This window comes from Kitasatospora papulosa (genome assembly GCF_000717245.1).
GTDB classification, from domain to species: Bacteria; Actinomycetota; Actinomycetes; order Streptomycetales; family Streptomycetaceae; genus Streptomyces; species Streptomyces papulosus.
In genome coordinates this window covers 259,363-278,538 of sequence record NZ_JNYQ01000004.1, presented here as the reverse complement: position 1 = coordinate 278,538, position 19,176 = coordinate 259,363, and the positions used below count along the sequence as shown (strand labels likewise).

16 protein-coding genes and 1 tRNA gene are annotated in these 19,176 nt (G+C 72.8%); 8 read left to right on the top strand and 9 right to left on the bottom strand.

Features of this window, described 5'->3' with window-relative positions:
• Nucleotides 1–30: 30 nt before the first annotated feature.
• The 5 genes from IA22_RS0112455 to IA22_RS0112435 all read right to left on the bottom strand — a co-directional run bounded on the left by IA22_RS0112455 (nucleotide 31) and on the right by IA22_RS0112435 (nucleotide 6,491).
• Nucleotides 31–1,104 (bottom strand): amidase family protein, encoded by a 1,074-nt coding sequence (locus IA22_RS0112455; RefSeq protein WP_030123637.1) that lies wholly within the window; start codon nucleotides 1,102–1,104, stop codon nucleotides 31–33.
• A gap of 45 nt (nucleotides 1,105–1,149) precedes the next feature.
• Nucleotides 1,150–2,607: a peptidoglycan D,D-transpeptidase FtsI family protein gene (locus IA22_RS0112450; RefSeq protein WP_014154082.1), complete on the bottom strand. Its 1,458-nt coding sequence runs from the start codon at nucleotides 2,605–2,607 to the stop codon at nucleotides 1,150–1,152.
• The gene (locus IA22_RS0112445) at nucleotides 2,604–3,971 is read right to left on the bottom strand and encodes an FtsW/RodA/SpoVE family cell cycle protein (protein ID WP_030123636.1); all 1,368 of its coding nucleotides are present in this window, start codon (nucleotides 3,969–3,971) and stop codon (nucleotides 2,604–2,606) included. Before IA22_RS0112445 ends, IA22_RS0112450 begins: the two co-directional genes overlap by 4 nt.
• An 82-nt stretch (nucleotides 3,972–4,053) precedes the next feature.
• Nucleotides 4,054–4,377 carry a zinc ribbon domain-containing protein gene (locus IA22_RS0112440; RefSeq protein ID WP_014154080.1) on the bottom strand — a complete coding sequence of 108 codons (324 nt, stop codon included), beginning with the start codon at nucleotides 4,375–4,377 and terminating at the stop codon, nucleotides 4,054–4,056.
• Complete coding sequence (locus IA22_RS0112435; protein ID WP_030123635.1) at nucleotides 4,374–6,491, bottom strand: HEAT repeat domain-containing protein; 2,118 nt, start codon at nucleotides 6,489–6,491, stop codon at nucleotides 4,374–4,376. The genes IA22_RS0112440 and IA22_RS0112435 overlap by 4 nt, the downstream gene beginning before the upstream one ends.
• 280 nt (nucleotides 6,492–6,771) lie before the next feature.
• On the opposite strand from IA22_RS0112435, the gene IA22_RS0112430 reads away from it, so the two are divergent.
• Complete coding sequence (locus IA22_RS0112430) at nucleotides 6,772–7,131, top strand: hypothetical protein (RefSeq protein ID WP_014154078.1); 360 nt, start codon at nucleotides 6,772–6,774, stop codon at nucleotides 7,129–7,131.
• Nucleotides 7,132–7,492: 361 nt separating this feature from the next.
• Here the strand turns inward: IA22_RS0112430 and IA22_RS0112425 are convergent, their stop codons facing one another.
• On the bottom strand, nucleotides 7,493–7,828 hold the full coding sequence (locus IA22_RS0112425; protein WP_030123634.1) for a MerR family transcriptional regulator: 336 nt from the start codon (nucleotides 7,826–7,828) through the stop codon (nucleotides 7,493–7,495).
• Between the two features lie 792 nt (nucleotides 7,829–8,620).
• Nucleotides 8,621–9,514 (bottom strand): non-homologous end-joining DNA ligase, encoded by an 894-nt coding sequence (gene ligD, locus IA22_RS0112420; RefSeq protein WP_030123633.1) that lies wholly within the window; start codon nucleotides 9,512–9,514, stop codon nucleotides 8,621–8,623.
• Nucleotides 9,515–9,573: 59 nt separating this feature from the next.
• On the opposite strand from ligD, the gene ku reads away from it, so the two are divergent.
• On the top strand, nucleotides 9,574–10,704 hold the full coding sequence (gene ku / locus IA22_RS0112415) for a non-homologous end joining protein Ku (RefSeq protein WP_030123632.1): 1,131 nt from the start codon (nucleotides 9,574–9,576) through the stop codon (nucleotides 10,702–10,704).
• Between the two features lie 27 nt (nucleotides 10,705–10,731).
• On the opposite strand, the gene IA22_RS0112410 is transcribed toward ku, so the two are convergent.
• Nucleotides 10,732–12,396 (bottom strand): hypothetical protein, encoded by a 1,665-nt coding sequence (locus IA22_RS0112410; protein WP_030123631.1) that lies wholly within the window; start codon nucleotides 12,394–12,396, stop codon nucleotides 10,732–10,734.
• A 514-nt stretch (nucleotides 12,397–12,910) separates the two neighbouring features.
• Between IA22_RS0112410 and IA22_RS0112405 the strand changes: the two genes are divergently transcribed.
• From IA22_RS0112405 to IA22_RS0112390, 4 genes are all read left to right on the top strand, one after another.
• Nucleotides 12,911–14,065, top strand: coding sequence for a nuclease-related domain-containing protein (locus IA22_RS0112405; RefSeq protein ID WP_030123630.1), 1,155 nt, complete (start codon nucleotides 12,911–12,913; stop codon nucleotides 14,063–14,065).
• Between the two features lie 83 nt (nucleotides 14,066–14,148).
• On the top strand, nucleotides 14,149–15,108 hold the full coding sequence (locus IA22_RS0112400) for a D-2-hydroxyacid dehydrogenase family protein (RefSeq protein ID WP_030123629.1): 960 nt from the start codon (nucleotides 14,149–14,151) through the stop codon (nucleotides 15,106–15,108).
• Between the two features lie 113 nt (nucleotides 15,109–15,221).
• Nucleotides 15,222–15,929, top strand: coding sequence for a formylglycine-generating enzyme family protein (locus IA22_RS0112395; RefSeq protein WP_030123628.1), 708 nt, complete (start codon nucleotides 15,222–15,224; stop codon nucleotides 15,927–15,929).
• Between the two features lie 45 nt (nucleotides 15,930–15,974).
• Nucleotides 15,975–16,706, top strand: a complete 732-nt coding sequence (locus tag IA22_RS0112390) for a DUF7873 family protein (RefSeq protein WP_030123627.1) — start codon at nucleotides 15,975–15,977, stop codon at nucleotides 16,704–16,706.
• A gap of 582 nt (nucleotides 16,707–17,288) precedes the next feature.
• Here the strand turns inward: IA22_RS0112390 and IA22_RS0112385 are convergent.
• Nucleotides 17,289–17,360, bottom strand: a tRNA-Arg gene (locus tag IA22_RS0112385).
• Nucleotides 17,361–17,496: 136 nt separating this feature from the next.
• Here IA22_RS0112385 and IA22_RS0112380 point away from each other — a divergent pair.
• Nucleotides 17,497–18,012 carry a response regulator gene (locus IA22_RS0112380; RefSeq protein WP_081889811.1) on the top strand — a complete coding sequence of 172 codons (516 nt, stop codon included), beginning with the start codon at nucleotides 17,497–17,499 and terminating at the stop codon, nucleotides 18,010–18,012.
• A 79-nt stretch (nucleotides 18,013–18,091) separates the two neighbouring features.
• Nucleotides 18,092–19,153 carry an ArgS-related anticodon-binding protein NrtL gene (nrtL, locus tag IA22_RS0112375; protein WP_030123626.1) on the top strand — a complete coding sequence of 354 codons (1,062 nt, stop codon included), beginning with the start codon at nucleotides 18,092–18,094 and terminating at the stop codon, nucleotides 19,151–19,153.
• Nucleotides 19,154–19,176 lie beyond the last annotated feature (23 nt).

The following is a 19,176-nucleotide window of genomic DNA, read 5'->3' as shown; positions in this document are numbered from 1 at the left end:
CGCTGCGGGACAGGGGCGCCCGCGGCCCGGTCAGCCGTCCGCCCGGACCGGCGCGGGACCGAGTACGCGCTCCAGGGCGCGGGCGAAGCCGAGCAGTTCCGCGTCCGTTCCCCGGCCGGTGACCAACTGGAGACCCGCCGGACAGCCGTCCGGGGTGAAACCGGCGGGCAGGCTCGCCGCCGGATGGCCGCTGAGGTTGAACGCCCAGGTGAGCGCGGTGGAGTAGACGTCCCCCGGGCCCTCATGGCCGTGCGGCGGGGTGGGGGCGACCGGGGTGAGCAGCAGCGGCGTACGGGCGAAGAGGGCGTCGAGCGTCCGGTCGTTGGCGGCGCGCAGCCGTTCCGTCCGGGGTGTCGGCTTCCCCGCGCGCACCGCCGTCCACGCCTCCGCCGGGTCGAGCAGTTCGCAGGGTCCCGCCACGAGGCGTACCGCGCCGGCGTCCACGAGACGGCCGACCGCCTGCCGGGTCACGTGTGCGACCTCCGGGGTGACCTCGGCGAATCCCAGGTCGGGGCTGTACACGGCAGGAACGGGGAGACTCGCCGGCCGCGGTGCGTACCCGTCGGTCACCCGGCGCAGGAAGAGCTCGGCCAGGTCCACCGAGCGGGCGAGGACACCGGGGGACGCCAGGCCCGTACGGTCGGGGGAGGGGAGCAGGCCCGCGGTCGTCCTCAGGCCGAACACCCCGCACCAGGCGGCCGGGATCCGCACCGACCCCGCCCCGTCGCTGCCGGTCGCCAGGTCCACCATGCCCGCGGCGACCGCCACCGCCGACCCCGCCGACGACCCGCCCGGAGTGCGGTCCCGGCGCCAGGGGTTGACCGTACGGCCGTGCGCGCCCTGCCCCCAGGTCTGCCAGGGCGTGCCGGGGCCGGGGACGGAGGTCGACCCGACCGGGACCCCGCCCGCGGCGGCCAGCCGGCGGGCCGCGAAGGAGCGGACGCCCGCGCGGCCCTTCACGGCGAACGGCAGGCCGGCGAGCGGGAGACGGGAAGCGGTCTCCGCACGCGCCCGCGCCTCCTCGTGCCACACCTCGGTGAACGCGCACAGCTCCGGGTCGAGCCGGTCGATCCGGGCGAGGGACGCTTCGACGGCCGCTGTCATGACAGCCAGTCTCGGCCCTGGGGCGCGGCTTCCGCAGGCCGGTTCTCAGCCGTCGAGCGCCGCTTCCATCACCGCACGGGCGATCGGGGCCGCGTTGCCGCCCCCGCTGACGTCGGCCCGGTCCGCGGCGGCGTCCTCCACGACCACCGCGACGGCGACGGCGGGCCGGCCGGAGTCCGGTGCCTGCGCCCACGCGATGAACCAGGCGTACGGCGTACCGGAGTTGTCGACCCCGTGCTGGGCGGTGCCCGTCTTCCCGCCGACCGTCACCCCCTCGATCGCCGCGTTCGCGCCGGTGCCGTCCTCCACCACGTCGACCATCATCCGCCGGAGCTGCTGGGCCGTCGTCGGGTCCATGGCCTGGTGGTAGGAGTCCGAGCCCTGCTGCCGGACCGTGTCGCCGTCGTCGGTGGTCACCCGGTCCACCAGGTGGGGGCGCCGGAGGTCGCCGCCGTTCGCGACCGCCGAGGCGACCATCGCCATCTGGAGCGGGGTGGCGGCCGTGTCGAACTGGCCGATCGAGGACTGGGCGAGCTGGTCGTCACTCATGTCCGAGTCGAAGTTGCTGCGGGCCACCCGGGAGGGGATCTTCAGGTCGTTGTCGTTGAAGCCGAACCTGCCCACCGCCTCCAGCATCCCGTCCAGGCCCACCTCGACCCCGAGGTGGGCCATCACCGTGTTGCAGGAGACCCGGATCGCCTCCGCGAGGGAGGCCTTCTCGCAGCCCCGCGCCTCGTCGGGCAGCACGGTCGAGGTGCCCGGGAGGACGTACGGGGACGGGGTGTCCGTCTCGGCGTCCGGATCGTCGACCACGCCGGCGTCCAGTGCCGCCGCGGCCGTCACGATCTTGAAGGCGGAACCGGGCGGGTAGGTCTGCCGGATGGCCCGGTTGAGCATCGGCCGGCTCTGAGCACGGTTCAGCCGCGTCCACGCGTCGGTGACGGCGGAGCCGGTCCCGGAGAGCACCTCGGGGTCGTACGACGGGGAGGAGACCAGTGCCAGGATCCGTCCGGTGGCCGGGTCCAGGGCGGCGACCGCGCCCCGCCGGCCGTCCAGGCCCTCGTACGCCGCACGTTGCACCGCGTCCTCGACGGTGGTGACGACGTTCCCGCCGGGCTGCCGGCTGCGGGTGACGTCCCCCCACAGCGGCAGCGGGGCCAGGAGCGGGTCGGTGCCGGACAGGACGCGGTCCTCGGCGTTCTCCAGCAGCGAGGTGCCGTACGTCTGCGAGGCGTAGCCCGTCACCGGCGCGTACAGCGGGCCGTGGCGGTAGGTGCGCTCGTACGCGAGCTGCTGGCCGGTGTCCTTCGACCCGGTGACGGGTTCGTCGCCGACCAGGATGTTGCCGCGCGGCTGGTCGTAACGGTCGATGGTGGTGCGGCGGTTGGCGGAGTTGCCGTCGAGCTCGTCGGCCTCGAAGACCTGGACGCGGGCCGCGTTCGCCAGCAGGGCGAGGAGCAGGAGCAGACAGAAACCGGCGGCGTGCCGGATGTACGGGATCACTCGGCCTCCCCTGCGGGTCCGTCCCCGGTGGCGGCGGGGTCGGGCGTGCGGGACACGTCGCTGACCCGGATGAGCAGCGCCACGATGATCCAGTTGGTGACCACGGACGAACCCCCCTGGGCCAGGAACGGCATCGCCATCCCGGTCAGCGGGATCAGGCCCATCACCCCTCCCGCGATCACGAAGACCTGGAGCGCCAGGATCGAGGCGAGGCCGATCGACAGCAGTCGTCCGAAGGGGTCCCGCAGGGCCAGGCCGGCCCGGAAGCCGCGGGCCACCAGCAGGGCGTACAGCAGGAAGATCGCGGTGAGTCCGGCCAGACCGAGCTCCTCGCCCGCGGTGGCCAGGATGAAGTCGGACTTCGCGGCGAAGCCGATGAGGACGGAATGGCCGAGCCCGAGACCGGTGCCGAACATCCCGCCCGCGGCGAACGCGAAGAGGGACTGGGCGAGCTGGCCGGGTCCCTGGCCGGCGTCGATCGTGGCGTACGGGTCCAGCCAGTCCTCCACCCTGCTGTGCACATGGGGTTCGAACGAGCCGACGACGAAGGCGCCCGCGGCGGCCAGGAGCAGCCCGACGGCGATCCAGCCGGTCCTGCCGGTGGCCACGTAGAGCAGGATCACGAAGAGGCCGAAGAAGAGCAGTGAGGTGCCCAGATCCCGTTCGAGGACGAGGACGCCGACGCTGAGCAGCCAGATCGCCACGATGGGGCCGAGCACCCGCCCGGTGGGGAACTGGAGCTTCCAGACCCTGCGGCCGGTGTACGCGAGCGCGTTGCGGTTCGCCGCCAGGTACGCGGCGAAGAAGACCGCCAGCAGGATCTTGGCGAACTCGCCCGGCTGGAAGGAGAGTCCGCCGATCCGGATCCAGATCTTGGCCCCGTTCACGGCGGGGAAGAAGATCGGCACGATCAGCAGCACCAGCGCCGCGGCGACCGACATGTACGCGTAGCGCTGGAGCACCCGGTGGTCGCGCAGCAGCACGACGACGGCGATGAAGAAGGCGACCCCGAGCGTCGACCAGACCAGCTGTGTCGTCGCCGCCCGGTCGCTCGGGGTCTCCAGGTCGAGACGGTAGATCAGCACCAGGCCCAGTCCGTTGAGCAGGACGGCGATGGGCAGCAGCAGCGGATCGGCGAACGGGGCGCGGAAGCGGACCGCGAGGTGGGCGAGCAGGGCGAGGACACCGAGACCGGCGCCGTACCCGGCGACGTCGGGGGGTACGGCGCCGTTCCGGGCGAGGCCGACGGCGGCGTAGCCGTAGACGGAGATGAGCACGGCCCCGATCAGGAGCGAGAGCTCGACCCCGCGCCGCTTCGGCAGGCGTAGCTCGGGCGGGCGCGCGTCCGCCGTCGTTGCGGTCATGCCCCGCAACGTAGCAAGAGGAGGGTGTTATTTCCCTTATGTCAGCTTCGTGGCACTTCTCCGCAGGCGCTCCCGTGGCGGCTCAGTTCTGGTACGGGTTCTGGCCGCCGGGAGGCGCGTAGCCGGGCTGCTGCTGCGGTGCGGCGCCGTACGGATTGCCGTCCTGGCCCCCCTGGGCCTGTGCCAGCAGGCCGTCGGCCTGCTCCTTCGGTATCTGCCGTTCCCCGCCGCAGAAGGTGCACTGCGTCGCGTACTTCGTGGAGAACGGGAACAGCGGTACGAAGAACAGGGTGAACTTGGTGACCCGCTTGCGCAGGGTGTGCGCCGCGGGATTACCGCACCAGCCGCACACCATCGTCAGGACCGCCAGCTGGTACAGATAACCTCGCGTACCGAAAATGATCATGATGTGGTTCCTTTCCCCGTGTGTTCCGGAAGCGCTCGCCGGCAGAGCGCCAGCAGCTTCTCGTCCTCATAAGTGTCGTGACTGCCGTATCCGCCGTCCATCGCCTTGTGCCGGCGTACGGACAGGAGCTCGGCGCGCAGCACCCGTGTCGCGTCCGAGCCTGCACCGCCGGGGCCCATCCGCGCCAGGCATTCCGCCACCCGGACCCTGACATGGCAGTTCCTCTCCCAGGCCGACAGGAGCACGGGCACCACCTCGGCGGCCCGTCCCGAGACGTCCCACAGGGCGATCGCCGCCTCGACCCGGAGCCACAGCTCCTCGTGCGCCAGCAGGGCCCGCAGCCGCGGCGCGACCGCCCCGGCGCGCGGCCCCAGCGCGCCCACCGCACTCACGGCCGCCCGGCAGTCACGCGCCTGCTCGGCCCCCAGCCCCTCGGCGAGCACGGGCAGCACCGCGTCGGCGTCCCCGGTCACCGCCCACAGGGCCTCCGCCGCCTCGATCGCGCCTGTCCCCGTCCCCCGGGCCAGCCGCCGGAGCTCCGGCACCGCGTCGTGGGCGGCCGGTCCGAACGAGCCCAGTGCCCGGAGTGCCGCCGTACGCAGCCACTCGCCCCGGTACTCGGGTGCCCCCCGCAGCACCCGCAGCACCTCCGGGGCGGCCTCGCCCGCGCGCAGCGCCGTCAGCCCGGCGAGCAGCGGGCTCGCCCGGTCGTACGCGCCCTCGTCCAGACCCACCTCGCCCAGCCTGCGCCGCAGCACCCCGGCCAGCGGGGCGGCCGTACCGCCCAGGCACCTGATCGCGAAGCCCACGTCGTGCGGCACCTCCGGCCGTTCGAGCGCCGCCGCGAGTGCGGGCAGCACCCGCGCGTCCCCCAGCCCGGCCAGCGCCTTCACCGACGAGCCGAGCCCCGGAGGGCCGCTCGGCCACTCCTTGACCCACGCCCCCGGATCCGCCGCCACCCGTACGGCCAGGGCGTCGCCGGCGGGCGCGGCCAGACCGAACAGATCCTCCAGCGCGTACGAGGCGGCCTCGGCCAGCCGCGGCTCCGGATCCGCGAGCTGCGCTCCGATCAGACGCACCAGGTCCTCGTACGACCCGCGCCAGGCCCGCATCAGCCCGCTGCTCATCCGGACGGCGTCCACGCGCTGCCAGGGGTCGGGGCTGCGCAGCTGGTCCGACAGCAGCGCCGTACGGTCCGCCACGCGGTCGTCCAGGCCCACGTGCAGGGTGCGCAGCAGATCGGTGGCCCACGGCGTGCCGCGCGCGGCGGACTCCTCGGCGGACAGCTCGCGCAGCTGTCCCACCAGCGTCGGGGCCGCGGCCCGGTCCGTCGCGGTCTCGTCCCCGGAGGGAGGGTCCCCGGCGGGCTCGGGGCGGGCGGTCCCCGCGCGCAGCTGCCGCAGCAGACCGGACACCACCCGCACGACATCGCCGGGCAGCGCCTCGGGGGCGCACCTGGCGAGCTGGGCGAGGGCGGCCAGGCGCAGCCCGGGCGGGTACGCCTCCGCCGCGAGCCGGCTCAGCCAGTCGGCCGCCCGCCCCGACAGCCGGCCGTGGCGCAGGGCTATCCGCCCGGCGGCCTCGACGAGCGCCAGCCGCACCTCGTCGTCCGGCTCCACCGGCAGCCGCTCCCGCAGCAGCGTGAGGACCGCTCCCGGCCGGGAGTGCAGCGTGGCCAGCGCCAGCGGGGCGGCGAGCCGGACGCCGGGATCCTCGTCGGCGACGAGCTCGAAGAACACCGGCGAGCCCGCCGAGACGGCGGCCGACGCCATCGCGTAGTTCGCCACGCCCTCGATCTCGTCCTCGTCCAGCTCGTCGACCTCCTCGTCCTCGTCCAGGTCGATGCCGCCGATGCTGGTGAGCAGCTCCACTATGCCGCCCCGGTCCCGTACGCCCGGGTCTGCGGCCAGCTCGAAGAGGAACGGGATGCAGGCGAGCGTGCACGCGTACACGTTGCCCTGGTGGTGGACGGCGCCGTACATGCCGTCGAGCGCGCTCTCCCGCTCCGCCGGATCGGCGGAGGCGAGTCCGTACAGGAGCCCCGGCACGTCGTCCGCCGGGCCGTAGGCATGCTTCATCGAGGCCCAGTCGACCTCTTCGATCCCCGTGAACACGCCAGACCCTCCCCGTGACTTCCCTGCCCGTGCCCTCTCACCACGTCTCCGGTACGGCGCGTGCCGGCGACGCGGTGCCTGCGCAGAGTGTGCACCACGGCCGGGGCGTTCCACCCTCCCCGTCGTTTCTTCCTCGACGTCGCGGGTGCGTGGCGCAGGTCAGCCGGGCGACGAAGGACCGGTGCGGCCCGCGCAGCCCTCCACCGCACAGATCGATCCTGCATGTCGCACCGGTGCCTCCGTCTGGGCGGACCGAAGGCATTGGCTAAAATCGCTTCTCATGTCGAAGCCTGACCAACTGCTCGTCGAAGTAGCGGCCCTGGTGGAATCCGGGCACAGCAACCAGATGACTCTGACCGTGGTCGCCGGTGGCGCCGTCATCACGGGGCGGCTCGCTCCCGAGGCCGTCTGGAGGCAACGGGTGTCCGAGGTTCTCGCGGACTCCGCCCGGCTCGGCGAATTCTCCGCCGCCTTCACCGCTGCCCCTCGTGGGGAGGAGGCGCCCACCCATCTGCATTTCCACGTGGCGCGGATTCTGCAGGGCACGGTGGGGATCCCGGAGACGGGCGGGATGTACCGCGTGGCGATCGACGACGTCAGCGCCTGGACCGCGGGCGATTTCAGCTACTCCGACCAGTGAGACACGACGCCGCGCGCTGAAGGGCCACGCGGCAACGCGGTGAGGGACCGGCCGGCACATCCGGCCGGACCCTCACCGCTGTTCCGGTAGCGGCTCGCGCCCGCCCGTCGGTCGGACGGCACCGGGGGTGCCGAGCCGCGGAGGCCTGCCGGAACGGGTGGAGACAGGAGCGGGCACGGCGGTCCGGGGCGAACCGGTGCGGCCGAAGCCGATTCGAGCGATGGCCCGGAGGACTTCACCGGCGCTGCGATCGCGGTGGTCCTGACGTGTGACCACCCCGCGCGGCCTGCATGACCGGGGAGGTACGGCGGCCCACCCGGAGCCCGGCCCGCGACGCGCGCCGAGCGCAGGAGGGGCGGCCTCAGTCGGCGGCAGGAGGGTTGTCCGAGGCGGAGGCGCGGTATTCGGCGTTGATGCGCTGGGCTTCTTCGAGCTGGTCCTCGAGGATGACGATGCGGCAGGCGGCCTCGATCGGCGTGCCCTGGTCGACGAGTTCGCGGGCGCGGGCGGCGATGCGCAACTGGTAGCGGGAGTAGCGCCGGTGGCCACCCCCGGAACGCAGCGGAGTGATGAGGCGGGCTTCGCCGACGGCGCGGAGAAAGCCCTGCGTGGTACCGAGCATCTCGGCGGCCCGACCCATGGTGTAGGCGGGATAGTCGTCGTCATCGAGACGGCCGAAGGAGTCGCCTGCTGTCATTTGCACCTCTCTGTGGAACGCGTGGAGGGGCCCGGGTGCCGTACGGCACCCGGGCCCCGAAGGAACTGCTACACCATCTGCCGGCTGCTACTACGCCGGCCTTCTGTGTCCGTCGGCCCGACCTGGACGCTGTCGGTGCCGCGGGGATCGCGGTTGCTTGACCGGAGACCACCTCACTATCGATGTCCTGCGGTACCCGGGCTCGACACTCCACCCGGGCGATCCTGATGGCGCCTGGCTCCTCCGTCCTTTCCCTCTGGGATCACTTGCGTACTGCTGTCCTGCGCATTGCTCGGCGGCCTGTCGCAGCGCCACCCCTCGGCAGCCGGCCTCGTCGCCCGTACTGCGTGTGCTCCGGCTCGGAACGCCACTGCCGAATCCTCCGGTGCGCGCGTCCGCAGCCGACGCCTTCACCGAGGTACTGCTCACTCGAAATCACTGCTGAGTACTGCTCACGGCGCCCCTGATGACTGCGGGCCACCCGGTCCGGTCGTCAGTCCCGTCGCCGTCCTGCGAAAACCCTGGCTTCGAAACTCCACCACCGCACCGCCCTGCGAACTGCAACTGCTGGTACCGCTGCCCGGCAGTTCGTCTCTGCCGGGCTCTGCTGTCTTTCTGGCTACGAGAGAAACCTTAGCCATGTCGCCACCCAATGTCTACCCCCGCCGACATAGATTTTCGTGAGCCGGATCGACAGACATTCGATGCGGCGCACGAGGGGGCGGCGGGGGTCCCGCTGTTCCGGGCTCACCCGCTCCGACCCGGCTTCGCCCGGATGTCCGCCGCCCCGGCTCAGCCCCCGGGGAGAGCCCCGGCCTGCCCGGGATCGTTCAGCGGAGCGAGGAGATCCCCGTGCCGCTCCAGGCGGGTGGCCATGTCACCGGCGAGCAGGACGAGATCGTCCGGCGCCCCGCACTCCTCGATCTCCTCCCAGGTGACCGGCGCGGACACCGTCGGGCGGGCCTTCGCCCGCAGGGTGTAGGGCGCGGCGGTCGTCTTGGCCGCGGCGTTCTGGCTGAAATCCACGAACACCTTCCCCGGGCGCAGCGCGCGCGTCATCCGGTGCACGGCCAGTTCGGGCAGCGCGCCCTGTGCCTCGACCGCGAGCTTCTTCGCGTACGCCGTCACCTTCCCGGAGGGGGTCGGCTCCAGGGGGACGAGCAGATGGAGCCCCTTGGAGCCGGAGGTCTTCCCGTACGCGGACAGCCCGTCCCCGGCCAGCCGCTCCCGCAGCCAGAGGGCGACCGCGCAGCACTCCACCACACCCGCGGGCGGACCGGGGTCCAGGTCGAACACCATCCGGTCGGCCACGGCGGGGGAGTCCTGCCGCCACTGGTGGGTGTGGAACTCCACCACCAGGTTCGCCGCCCACATCAGCGACGGCAGGTCCTGGGCGAGGACCTGCCGGGCGCCGGGGTCGTCACTGCGGGGCACCGGGGCGGTGCGCACCCAGTCGGGTGTACCGGGCGGCGGGTTCTTGGTGAAGAAGCGCAGCCCCTCGGGGCCGTCCGGATACCGCAGGAACGACAGCGGGCGGTCCCGCAGGTGCGGCAGCATGACCCGCGCCGCCGTGGCCGCGTAGTAGTGCAGCACCTCGCCCTTGGTCGTCCCGGTGGCCGGATACAGCACCTTGTCGAGATTGCTGAGCGTCAGGCGCCGCCCCTCCACCTCCGTGATCGGCGTCATACGATAAGAATCACATGAAATCGCATATATGCGGTCATTTCGGGTGTGAGGGGTGAACCGTGAGGTCCATCTGGAACGGCTCCATCGCGTTCGGCCTGGTCAGCATTCCGGTCAAGCTGATGAACGCCACCGAGAACCACTCGATCTCCTTCCGGCAGATCCACCTCTCCGACGGCGGCCGGATCCGGTACCACAAGGTCTGCGAACTCGACGAGGAGGAGGTACCGGCCTCCGAGACCGTCAAGGCGTACGAGGACGCCGACGGCTCGGTGATCCCCGTGACCGACGAGGACCTCGCCTCGCTGCCGCTCCCGACCGCCAGGACGATCGAGATCGAGGGCTTCGTGCCGGCCTCGGCCATCGACCCCCTCCAGCTGGATTCGGCGTACTACCTCTCGGCCAACGGTGTCCCGGCCGCCAAGCCGTACGCCCTGCTGCGCGAGGCCCTCAGGCGCAGCGGCAGGGTGGCCGTCGCGAAGTACGCGCTGCGCGGGCGGGAACGGCTCGGCATGCTGCGGGTGGTCGACGACGTGATCGCGATGCACGGCCTGCTGTGGCCGGACGAGATCCGCGCCCCCGAGGGCGTCGCCCCCGACGCGGACGTCAAGGTCCGCGACGCGGAACTGGACCTGGCGGACGCGCTGATGAACACCCTCGGCGACGCCGACCTGGAGACGCTCCACGACGACTACCGCGAGGCGGTCGAGGAACTCGTCGCGGCGAAGGCGGCCGGGGAGCCCGTCACCCGGGAGGCGGCCGAGGAACCCGAGGGCAAGGTGATCGACCTGATGGCGGCGCTGGAGAACAGCGTCCGGGCGGCGGAGGAGTCCCACGGGGAGGACGGCGGGGTCGCGGACGTCCACCCCATCGGGTCGGGCGGAGGCGGCGGTGCGAAGAGGTCCGGGGCGGCCTCGAAGAAGGCCCCGGCCAGGAGGACGGGGCCGGGGAAGACGGCCGCCGGCAGGACGTCCACGGACAAGGCGGCCGCGAGCAAGGCGGCTGCCGGGAAGACGTCCGCGAGCGGGACGGCGGCGAAGGCACCGGCCGCGAAGAGCCCGAAGGCCGGCAAGCAGCCCGCGAAGCAGACAACGGCGAAGAAGGCCACGGCGAAAAAGACCACGGCGAAGAAGGCGGCGACGAAGGCCACCGCGAAGACCTCCCGGGGCGCACGGAAGCGCACCTCCGCCTGACGCGTGGCCGCGTCAGGCGGAGGGGGTTCATCGGAGGGCGGACGTCGGCTTCAGCAGGTCCGGCAGCGTGGGAAGGTCCAGGCCGTAAGGATCCCTCTCGACGACGTAGGTGCAACTCGTGTACGAGTAGCCGGGTTTGACGCTGGATCCCGAGGCGTAGCTGTCGACGGCGGAGGACGCTCCCGTGCCGTGCTTGTACAGGAAGTGGTATTCGCCGGCGGGGAGCCGCAGGCGTGCCTTCGGGTACGACGTGCCATTCGCCCGGCAGGCGCCCGCCGCACCCGTGGCCTCGCTGCTGAACCGCGCGCAGCTTCCGCACGCCTTCAGCTTCACCGTGCCGGTGACCGGACCCGTGTAGAGCACCTCCACGTCGTTGGGGGCGCCGTTGCTGACGACGAGCTCCATACGGACGCCGCCCGGCTTCCCGCTTCCGGGCAGCCGCTTTCCGGCCGAGGGCCGGACCTCGGCTATCTCGGCCGCGACGGCGATGTCCAGGGCGTGCCGCCGGCGTCCGTCCTGCGTGTAGGTGTCCGCGAAGTCCGTCAGGGTCTGCCGGGCGTCGGCGAACTTCTTGTCCTTGAACTCGTCCACGCCGCAGGCGTACACGCCGTCCCGTACGCCCGCGGCGGCCTGCGGTGCGAGGGAGGGCACGGAGGACGGGGGGAGGCCGTCCACCAGGGTGCTCGTCCGGCGCAGCTGGTCGGTCACGGTGCAGGGCTCCGCGCCCTTGAGACCGGCCACCTGGCGCTCGATCGTCGCGCTGACGGCCGGGCCGACCTGCTCCGCCTGCGGGGTGTCCGGGAACGTACGCAGCAGGGTGCCCAGCTCCTCCGCGCCGGAATCCGTGCCCGTGCCGTCCAGCCGGGAGACGCCGCAGCCGTACAGCGACTCCGCGAGCGGGGCGTCGGGCCAGCCCGCGAGGTCGCCGAGCAGCTTCCGGTCCACCGTGCCGCGGAGCGTGCGCAGATAGGTGAGGGGATCGACCGCCTCGCAGTGCTTCTTCGCGCGGTACGGCGAGGCCACGGCGGCGTAGTAGTCCTTCAGCCGTCCCGGCACCCGGGCGGCGGCGCGTGAACCGGCGTGGTCCTCGGCCAGCTCCCGGTAGAGCGTGAGCGCGTGGCGGAAGTCCGGTTCGGAGAGGGGGAACGGGCTCTCCGCGGCCTTCGTGACCAGATCGTCGCCCTTCTCCAGCCGGCCGAGCAGCGCCTGTTCCACGGCTTCGTCCCGCGCGGATCCGTACGCGGCGGTGCCCGCGACCGGTATGCCCAGCAGGAGCAGCCCGAGGGCCGCCGCCAGGGCGGGCCGGGACCACGGACGGAACTCCGTACGCCGGGCTATGCGGGCCGCGTCGGCCGCGGCGAGCACCAGCAGCACGAGGTAGCCGGCGACCAGCGCGGCGGGCACCCCGTCCGGGTCCGCCGGCAGTGCGACGAGCAGGAGGGCGGCCGTCGCCGCCCAGCTCACCGCGGCCCTGCCCCAACGGCCCACCAGGACGTGGCCGAGCCCCAGGCCGGAGAGGCCGAGCAGTCCGGCGGCGACGGCCCGCAGCACGCCACCGGGCGGCGGCGGACCGGCCGTCGGGGGCCGGGTGGGAGGAGGTGGCGGGACGGCCCCCCAGGAGCCGTCCGGCACGGTCTCCCACCCGGTGCCGGGTCTGGGCTCCGGTGCATCCGACTGCTCGCGTGACTCCATCACGGCCCCCCACCGCCGAACCTCATCAGGTCACCGGGAAGCTGCCCGGTTTCGTGCGTGTTCACGCGTCCGTGGGGCGTCCGTGCGGCATTGGCGCGAGATGGTGCGGATGAGGCGGATGAGGCGGATCCGTCGGGGAGCGGTCGCGCGGCCGCAGGCCGCGGAGAGCGCGCTGCGGCCTGCGGGTGGTTCAGCGGCCTTGGACCTGGACTGCGGGGACGCGGGGAGGCCGCCCGGGGGACCGGTCTTGTGGTCGATACCGCTCGTACAGGTGACGAAACGGCCGTTTCCGGGGCCGGGGACGAAGCGAGGGTGATGATGGACGCCTGTCCGGCGCCAGGCCTCCCCCGGTCCGGCCGGGGCACCGGAGCAGTCCGGGGCACACAGGGCCCGGACCGCTCCGGAACGCCGTGATCCCGACTCCGCGCGCCCGCTCTGCGCCCTGTGCGGCGGGACGGCCCGTCGCGCAGGCTGGGGGAGCAAGGATGCCGGAGGGGTGAACAGAGGGGGCACGATGCAGGATCTCAAGGTCACGTCATGGCAGCTCTTCGGGCACGACCGGCTCTACGTGAACCTGCCGGACGGCACCGCGATCGGCTGGGCGGACCGGGGCAGCGGCACCATCACGGTCCTGCACCCGCGCTACCGGGACGCGGTGACCGACGCGCTCGCACGGCAGGTCCCGGACCTTCCGGCCCTGGTCGGTGAGGAGGCGCCGACCGTGCCGCCCGGCCCGCCGCCGGTACCGCGCATCCCGCCGATGAGAGGCCTGCGGAGGCGCGGCGCGGCGAAGGAGCCCGGCCCCTTACCCGACGCCCCCGACGCGCAGGTGCCGGTGCCCGAGCCCGCCGAGGCGCCGCAACCGGCGGCCGCGCGCAGGGCCGCACCCGAGCAGACGGCCGCGCTTCCGGCCGTCTCCGAGCCGGTGGCCGGTCGGGAGGCAGAGCCGGAGCCGGGACCGGAGCCGGAGCCCGCGCCGGAGTCGGGCCCGCGGCCCGAACCCGGGGCCGCGCCGGTGACGATGCGGCGGCCGGCCGTCCTGCCCGCGCTGACCCCCGCGAACGACCTCTCCCAGCGGCGTCCCGGGAACCAGCTCCGGGAGCAGCTCGGCGAGACCGGTGCCGGGGCGTTCGTGCGGGTGGCCACCGGCGCGCTACGGCGGCACAAGGACACGGATCCACGGCGCGGCGCCCTCGCGGGGGAGCGGCGGGTCGGCGCGGAGCTCAAGCGCCTCACCCGGCACGGCTGGAGGGTGCTGCACTCCGTGCCCCTGCCGGACGGCACGGAGATCGGGCATCTGCTCATCGGGCCCGGCGGGGTGTTCGCCGTGAGCACCGAGCACCGCCCCGGCGCGTCGGTGCGGATCGAGGACGGCACCCTGCGGGTCGACGACGAGGCCCCGCAGCCGTACGAGCTCGACGGCAGGCCGGGCGCCCGGCGGGCCCGGGAGGCGCTGGAGGCGTACTGCGCCTTCGACGTACCCGTGCAGACCGTACTGGTCCTCACCGGGGTCACCGCACTGGAGGTGGTCGCGGTCCCGGCCGGTGTGAGCGTCTACCGGGAGCGCGAGGTGTCCGCCCTGGCTCCCCTCGCGGGCGTGCTCACCGCCACCCAGGTGGAGCGCGTCTACGACGTCGCCCGGAACGCGGAGGCCTGGCTGGAGGCGTGAGCCCCGTGCACGGCCGGTAGATTTCCCGGTGCTGCCGCGCTGCCGCGCAGTGTCCGTACCGTGCCGCCGAAGGGCAGGACACCATGAAGCTCCGCTGCGCCGTGCTCGACGACTACCAGTCCGTGGCGGGCACCGCCGCCGACTGGTCGCCCGTCGCCGACGACATCGACGTGGTCGGTTTCGCCGACCACTGTGCCACCGAGGACGAACTGGTCTCGCGGCTCTCGGAGTTCGACATTGTCGTCACGCTCAGGGAGCGCGTGCCGTTTCCCGCGACGCTGATCGAACGGCTGCCGCGACTCCGCCTGCTCGTCGCCTCCGGCATGCGCAACACCTCGATCGACTACGCCGCGGCCGAACGGCACGGGGTCACCGTCTGCGGTACCGCCAGCACGGCCACCCCGCCCGTCGAACTCACCTGGGCGCTGCTGCTCGGACTGGCGCGCGGGATCGTCACCGAGGCCAACGCCCTGCGCGAGGGCGGTCCTTGGCAGTCCACCGTCGGTGCCGACCTGCACGGGCGCAGGCTCGGGATCCTGGGACTGGGCAAGATCGGTGGCAGGGTCGCCGCGGTCGGCCGCGCCTTCGGCATGGACGTGGTGGCCTGGAGCCGGAACCTGACACCTGAGCGGGCCGAGGAGGCCGGGGCCGGATTCCTCGCCTCGAAGGAAGAGCTCCTGGAGACCAGCGACTTCGTCTCCGTCCACCTGGTGCTCAGCGACCGTACCCGTGGACTGCTCGGCGCGAAGGAGCTCGGGCTGATGCGTCCCGGCAGCTATCTCGTCAACACCTCGCGGGCGGCGATCGTCGACCAGGACGCGCTCCTCGACGTCCTGCGCCGAGGAGCCATCGCGGGCGCGGGCGTCGACGTCTTCGACGTCGAACCCCTCCCGGCCGACCATCCGATGCGCAGCGCCCCGCGCCTCCTGGCCACACCCCACCTGGGCTACGTCTCGCGGGCCAACTACGCCGCGTACTACGGTGACGCCGTCCAGGACATCCGGGCCTACCTCGACGGAGAGCCCGTCCGCCGGCTCGGCTGAGGCGCCGCCGCCCCCGTGCTCCCTCCCGGGGCCGCGTTCCCCGGCGGTCGCAGGCCGACCGAAGTAGCCTGTCCGCGGGGGCACTTCGGCCCTCCGGACAGGGAGGGCGTCACGTGAGCCTGCTCGACGACGAGACGGCGGCAGGCATGGTCCGGATTCCGGCCGGGACGGTCGATCTCCGCGACGACCGCCGCGGAGCGCACTGGCAGGAGGACGTCGAGCCCTTCCAGCTGGCCCGTCTCCCCGTCACCCTCGGGCAGTACTGGGCCCTCACGGACACGGTCCCCGATCCCTCCCTGTCGCACGCCCTGCCGGTGACGAACGTCAGCTGGCTCGACGCCGTCGACCTGTGCAACCGCTTCTCGGACCGGATCGGGCTGACCCCGGTCTACTCCCGCGACGCGGCGAGCGGCGAGGTGGTCCGCGACCCGGCCGCCGACGGCTACCGCCTGCCCACGGAGGCGGAGTGGCAGTACGCGTGCAAGGCGGGGACCACCGGCTACCGCTACGGAGAGATCGACACCATCGCCTGGTACGAGGGCAACTCGGACGGCAGGCTCCACGACGTGGGCGGCAGGCGTCCGAACGCCTGGGGCCTGTACGACATGCTCGGCAACGTCTGGGAGTGGTGCTGGGACCTCTACGACGCGGAGGTCTACGGCGCCTACCGCACCTTTCGCGGCGGCGGCTGGGCCGAGGCGGAACGCGGCTGCGGTGCCACGGTACGCCGCCGCAGCCACCCCACGTTCGCGATCGACGACCTCGGTTTCCGGATGGCCCGCGGCGGCACGAGCGCGCCCGGCGGAAATTCGCGCGACTGATCGAAAACGGGTGCGGTACGTTCCTGATCACTCGAAGGGGGCGAAGTGACGAAGCTCAACCAGATCATCGCCGTGGAGAAGGGTGTCAAGAGCAAGTCGCTCCAGGACATCACCGCGGCCCACCACAAGGTGCAGAAGCCGGCGCTGCTGGCCGGCATCTCGCGTACGTACCAGCCGAAGGACGAAGAGGGCGAGCAGCTGCCGCCCGAGTCCGCGCGGGTGCAGTTCAAGGCCGAGGGGGCGCTGCGTGAGATGTCCGCGTCGCTGACCCGGCTGTTCGACGTGACCGCGACGAAGGACTGGGCGAACTGCTCGGCCCGTGCGGACGTCACTGTCGACGGCCGCACGGTCGTGGCCGAAGTCCCGGTCAGCTACCTCCTCTTCCTGGAGAAGCAGCTCACCGACCTGCACACCTTCGTCAAGAAGCTTCCCGTCCTGGACGCCTCCGAGTCCTGGTCGCTCGACCCCTCGACGGACTGGTGGAAGACGGAGCCGGTCCGCACCATCCGGACGAAGAAGGTCCCGCGCAACCACGTCAAGGCCGAGGCGACCGAGAAGCACCCGGCGCAGGTCGACGTGTACTACGAGGACGTGCCGATCGGTTACTGGACGACCGTGAAGTTCTCCGGAGCGCTTCCGGCGCGACGGGTGAACGAACTCCTCGAGCGCGTCGAGAAGCTGCAGCACGCGGTGAAGTTCGCCCGCGAGGAGGCCAACGGCGCCGAGGTCACCGACCGGCGGGTCGGAGACGCGGTCTTCGGCTACCTGTTCGGCTAGGGCCGGACGCGGATCGGAGACGAGGCGGCACCCCCAAGAACGCCCCCGCGCCGTTGTCGCGGGGGCTGCGCACCCTGCACGGGCCGGAATTGAGGTCCGGCCCGTGTGACGAGCGCAAGCTGAAACTGACGTTCAGCCTGAAGACGCGGTAACGGTGGAGGTTCGAGCCCTCCCCCCGGCACCACCTGCCGGGGTGGCCCAACATGGCAGAGGCAGCCGCGATCAATCTCAGACTCTCGCTCCAGCTTCAGCATCGCCGCCGATTGCCAGATCGACCGAGTACGGACGAACACCGTTGAATGCTGGTTCGAATCCGGCCTGCGCCTCTCCGCGGCGCGGTAGTTCAAAGGCAGAACGCGACGGTATGACGACTGATCCGCACTCTTAAACGCGCTGGCAAGCGCAATTGGGTGGCAACCCCAGGGGCCCGGGAGCTGGATACGACTCCCGGGCTCCGCCACGTCTCCCGAGCGGTCCGAAAACGCTCAGGGTTCCGGGACGGGGGCTTCCCGCAGGCATGAAAAAGACCCCCTGCGCAGTGTCTCCACTGGCGAGAGGGTCTTTTCGGCACTTCCTGCGAAGTGCCCCCGGCAGGATTCGAACCTGCGCACCCGGCTCCGGAGGCCGATGCTCTATCCCCTGAGCTACGGGGGCGATGTCGCTGCGCTTGGCGGCGACGAGTGAAACCCTACCAGCTCCGGGCGGGTGTCCGGGAACAGATATCGCCGCGCCGTCCGGGCCGGGCGCGGGGGCGCGGGGGTGCTCGGCGGCCCGGACGCGGAGCCCTCCCATGCGAGCACCGGACGGCCCCCGGCCACCCCCTCGGGGGGCGGAAGTGGGCAAACCCCGGACGCAGCTCCTCCGCTCGACCTACCCTCGAAGGGTGTCAGGGGCGTACGGCCGCGTGCTTGTTGTCGACGACAACAAGGTCATCCGGCAGCTGATCAGGGTCAATCTCGAGCTGGAGGGCTTCGAGGTCGTGACCGCGGCCGATGGCGTCGAGTGCCTGGACCTGGTGCACGAGGTGTGCCCGGATGTGATCACCCTCGACGTGGTGATGCCCCGGCTCGACGGCATACAGACCGCGGCCCGGCTGCGTGCGGACCCCAGGACCGGACACCTGCCCGTGGCCGTCATCAGCGCGTGCACCCCGCGCGAGGTGGCCTCCGGCGTCGACGCGTTCCTGGCGAAGCCCTTCGAGCCGAGCGAGCTGGTGCGGATGGTGCGCCGTCTCGCCCGCCGTGAGGATCCCGCGGCCCTCGGCCGCAGGCGCGGTGCGGGGACGGCCGGGAGTGCGGCCGGCTGACGACGTGCGCGGGCGGCTCTCTGCCCGCATGGCGAAACCGGTTGGCGAAGTGCCCCCCTTCCTCCCATACGCTGGTGCCGTGACCCCCGCAGATCTCTCCAGGACCGTGCTGCACGCTGTGCGCCGCGCGGTCGACGAGGACGCCCTGCGCGCGCCGGTGCCCGCGCGCGTACGGGTCGAGCGGACACGGCCCGGCGGCAGCGGCGACTACGCCTGCGCCGTCGCCCTCCAGCTGGCCGGCCCCGCCGCGCTCCCGGCGCGGGAGGTCGCCGCGCTGCTGCGGGACCGGGTGGCCGGTACGCCCGGGATCGGCAGGGTCGAGATCACCGGGCCGGGCTTCCTGAACTTCACGCTCGACGCCTCAGCCGGGGCCACGGGGGCCGCGTGCGTGCGGCAGGTGCTGGAGCAGGGGCTCCGGTACGGCTGGGGAGCCGAGTGCGCCGGGCAGCTCCACCAGCTCCACCACCGGCGTGAGGTCCGGGCGGCGGTCGTGGCCGGCACGGTGATGAAGCTGCTCCGTGCGCAGGGCGCCCGGGGACGTACGACCTGTGAGGGTGCGGCCGACCCCGACTGGGAGCGTCTCGGCGTCACGGTGGACGCACACGGGCGGCCGCCCGTTCCGCCGGTGGAGACCCGGCCCGTCCCGGCCGGGGCCACGGCCGCGGAACTGCTCGAACGTCTGGGTGCCGACGCCACCCGGTGGGGCCTGCTCAGGCCGGCCGGACACGACCGCGCGGACCTGGGCGAGGCCCTCCTCGTGCAGGGCGAGGCCAATCCGCTGTTCCTGGTCCGCTACGCCCACTCCCGCGCCCGCGCGCTCAGCCGAGAGGCGGAGCGGCTGGGCTTCACCGCCGGATACGACCAGGACGTCGACGCGCCCTCGCTGCACGCCGCGCTCGCCGACCACCCCGGCGTCCTCGCCTCCGCGGCCCGCCACCAGGCACCGGACCGGCTCGCCCGGCACCTCGAAACGGTGGCGCACGCCTTCTTCGACCTCCACGACACCTGCCCGCCGCTCCCCGTCGGCGACGAGAAACCCTCGGCCGCCCACCGCTCACGGCTGGCCCTTGCCGAAGCCGCCGGGACGGTGCTCGCAGGCGGCCTGTCCCTGCTCGGCATCAGCGCGCCCGAACACCTCTGAGACCTGAGAGAGCAGAGCAGAAC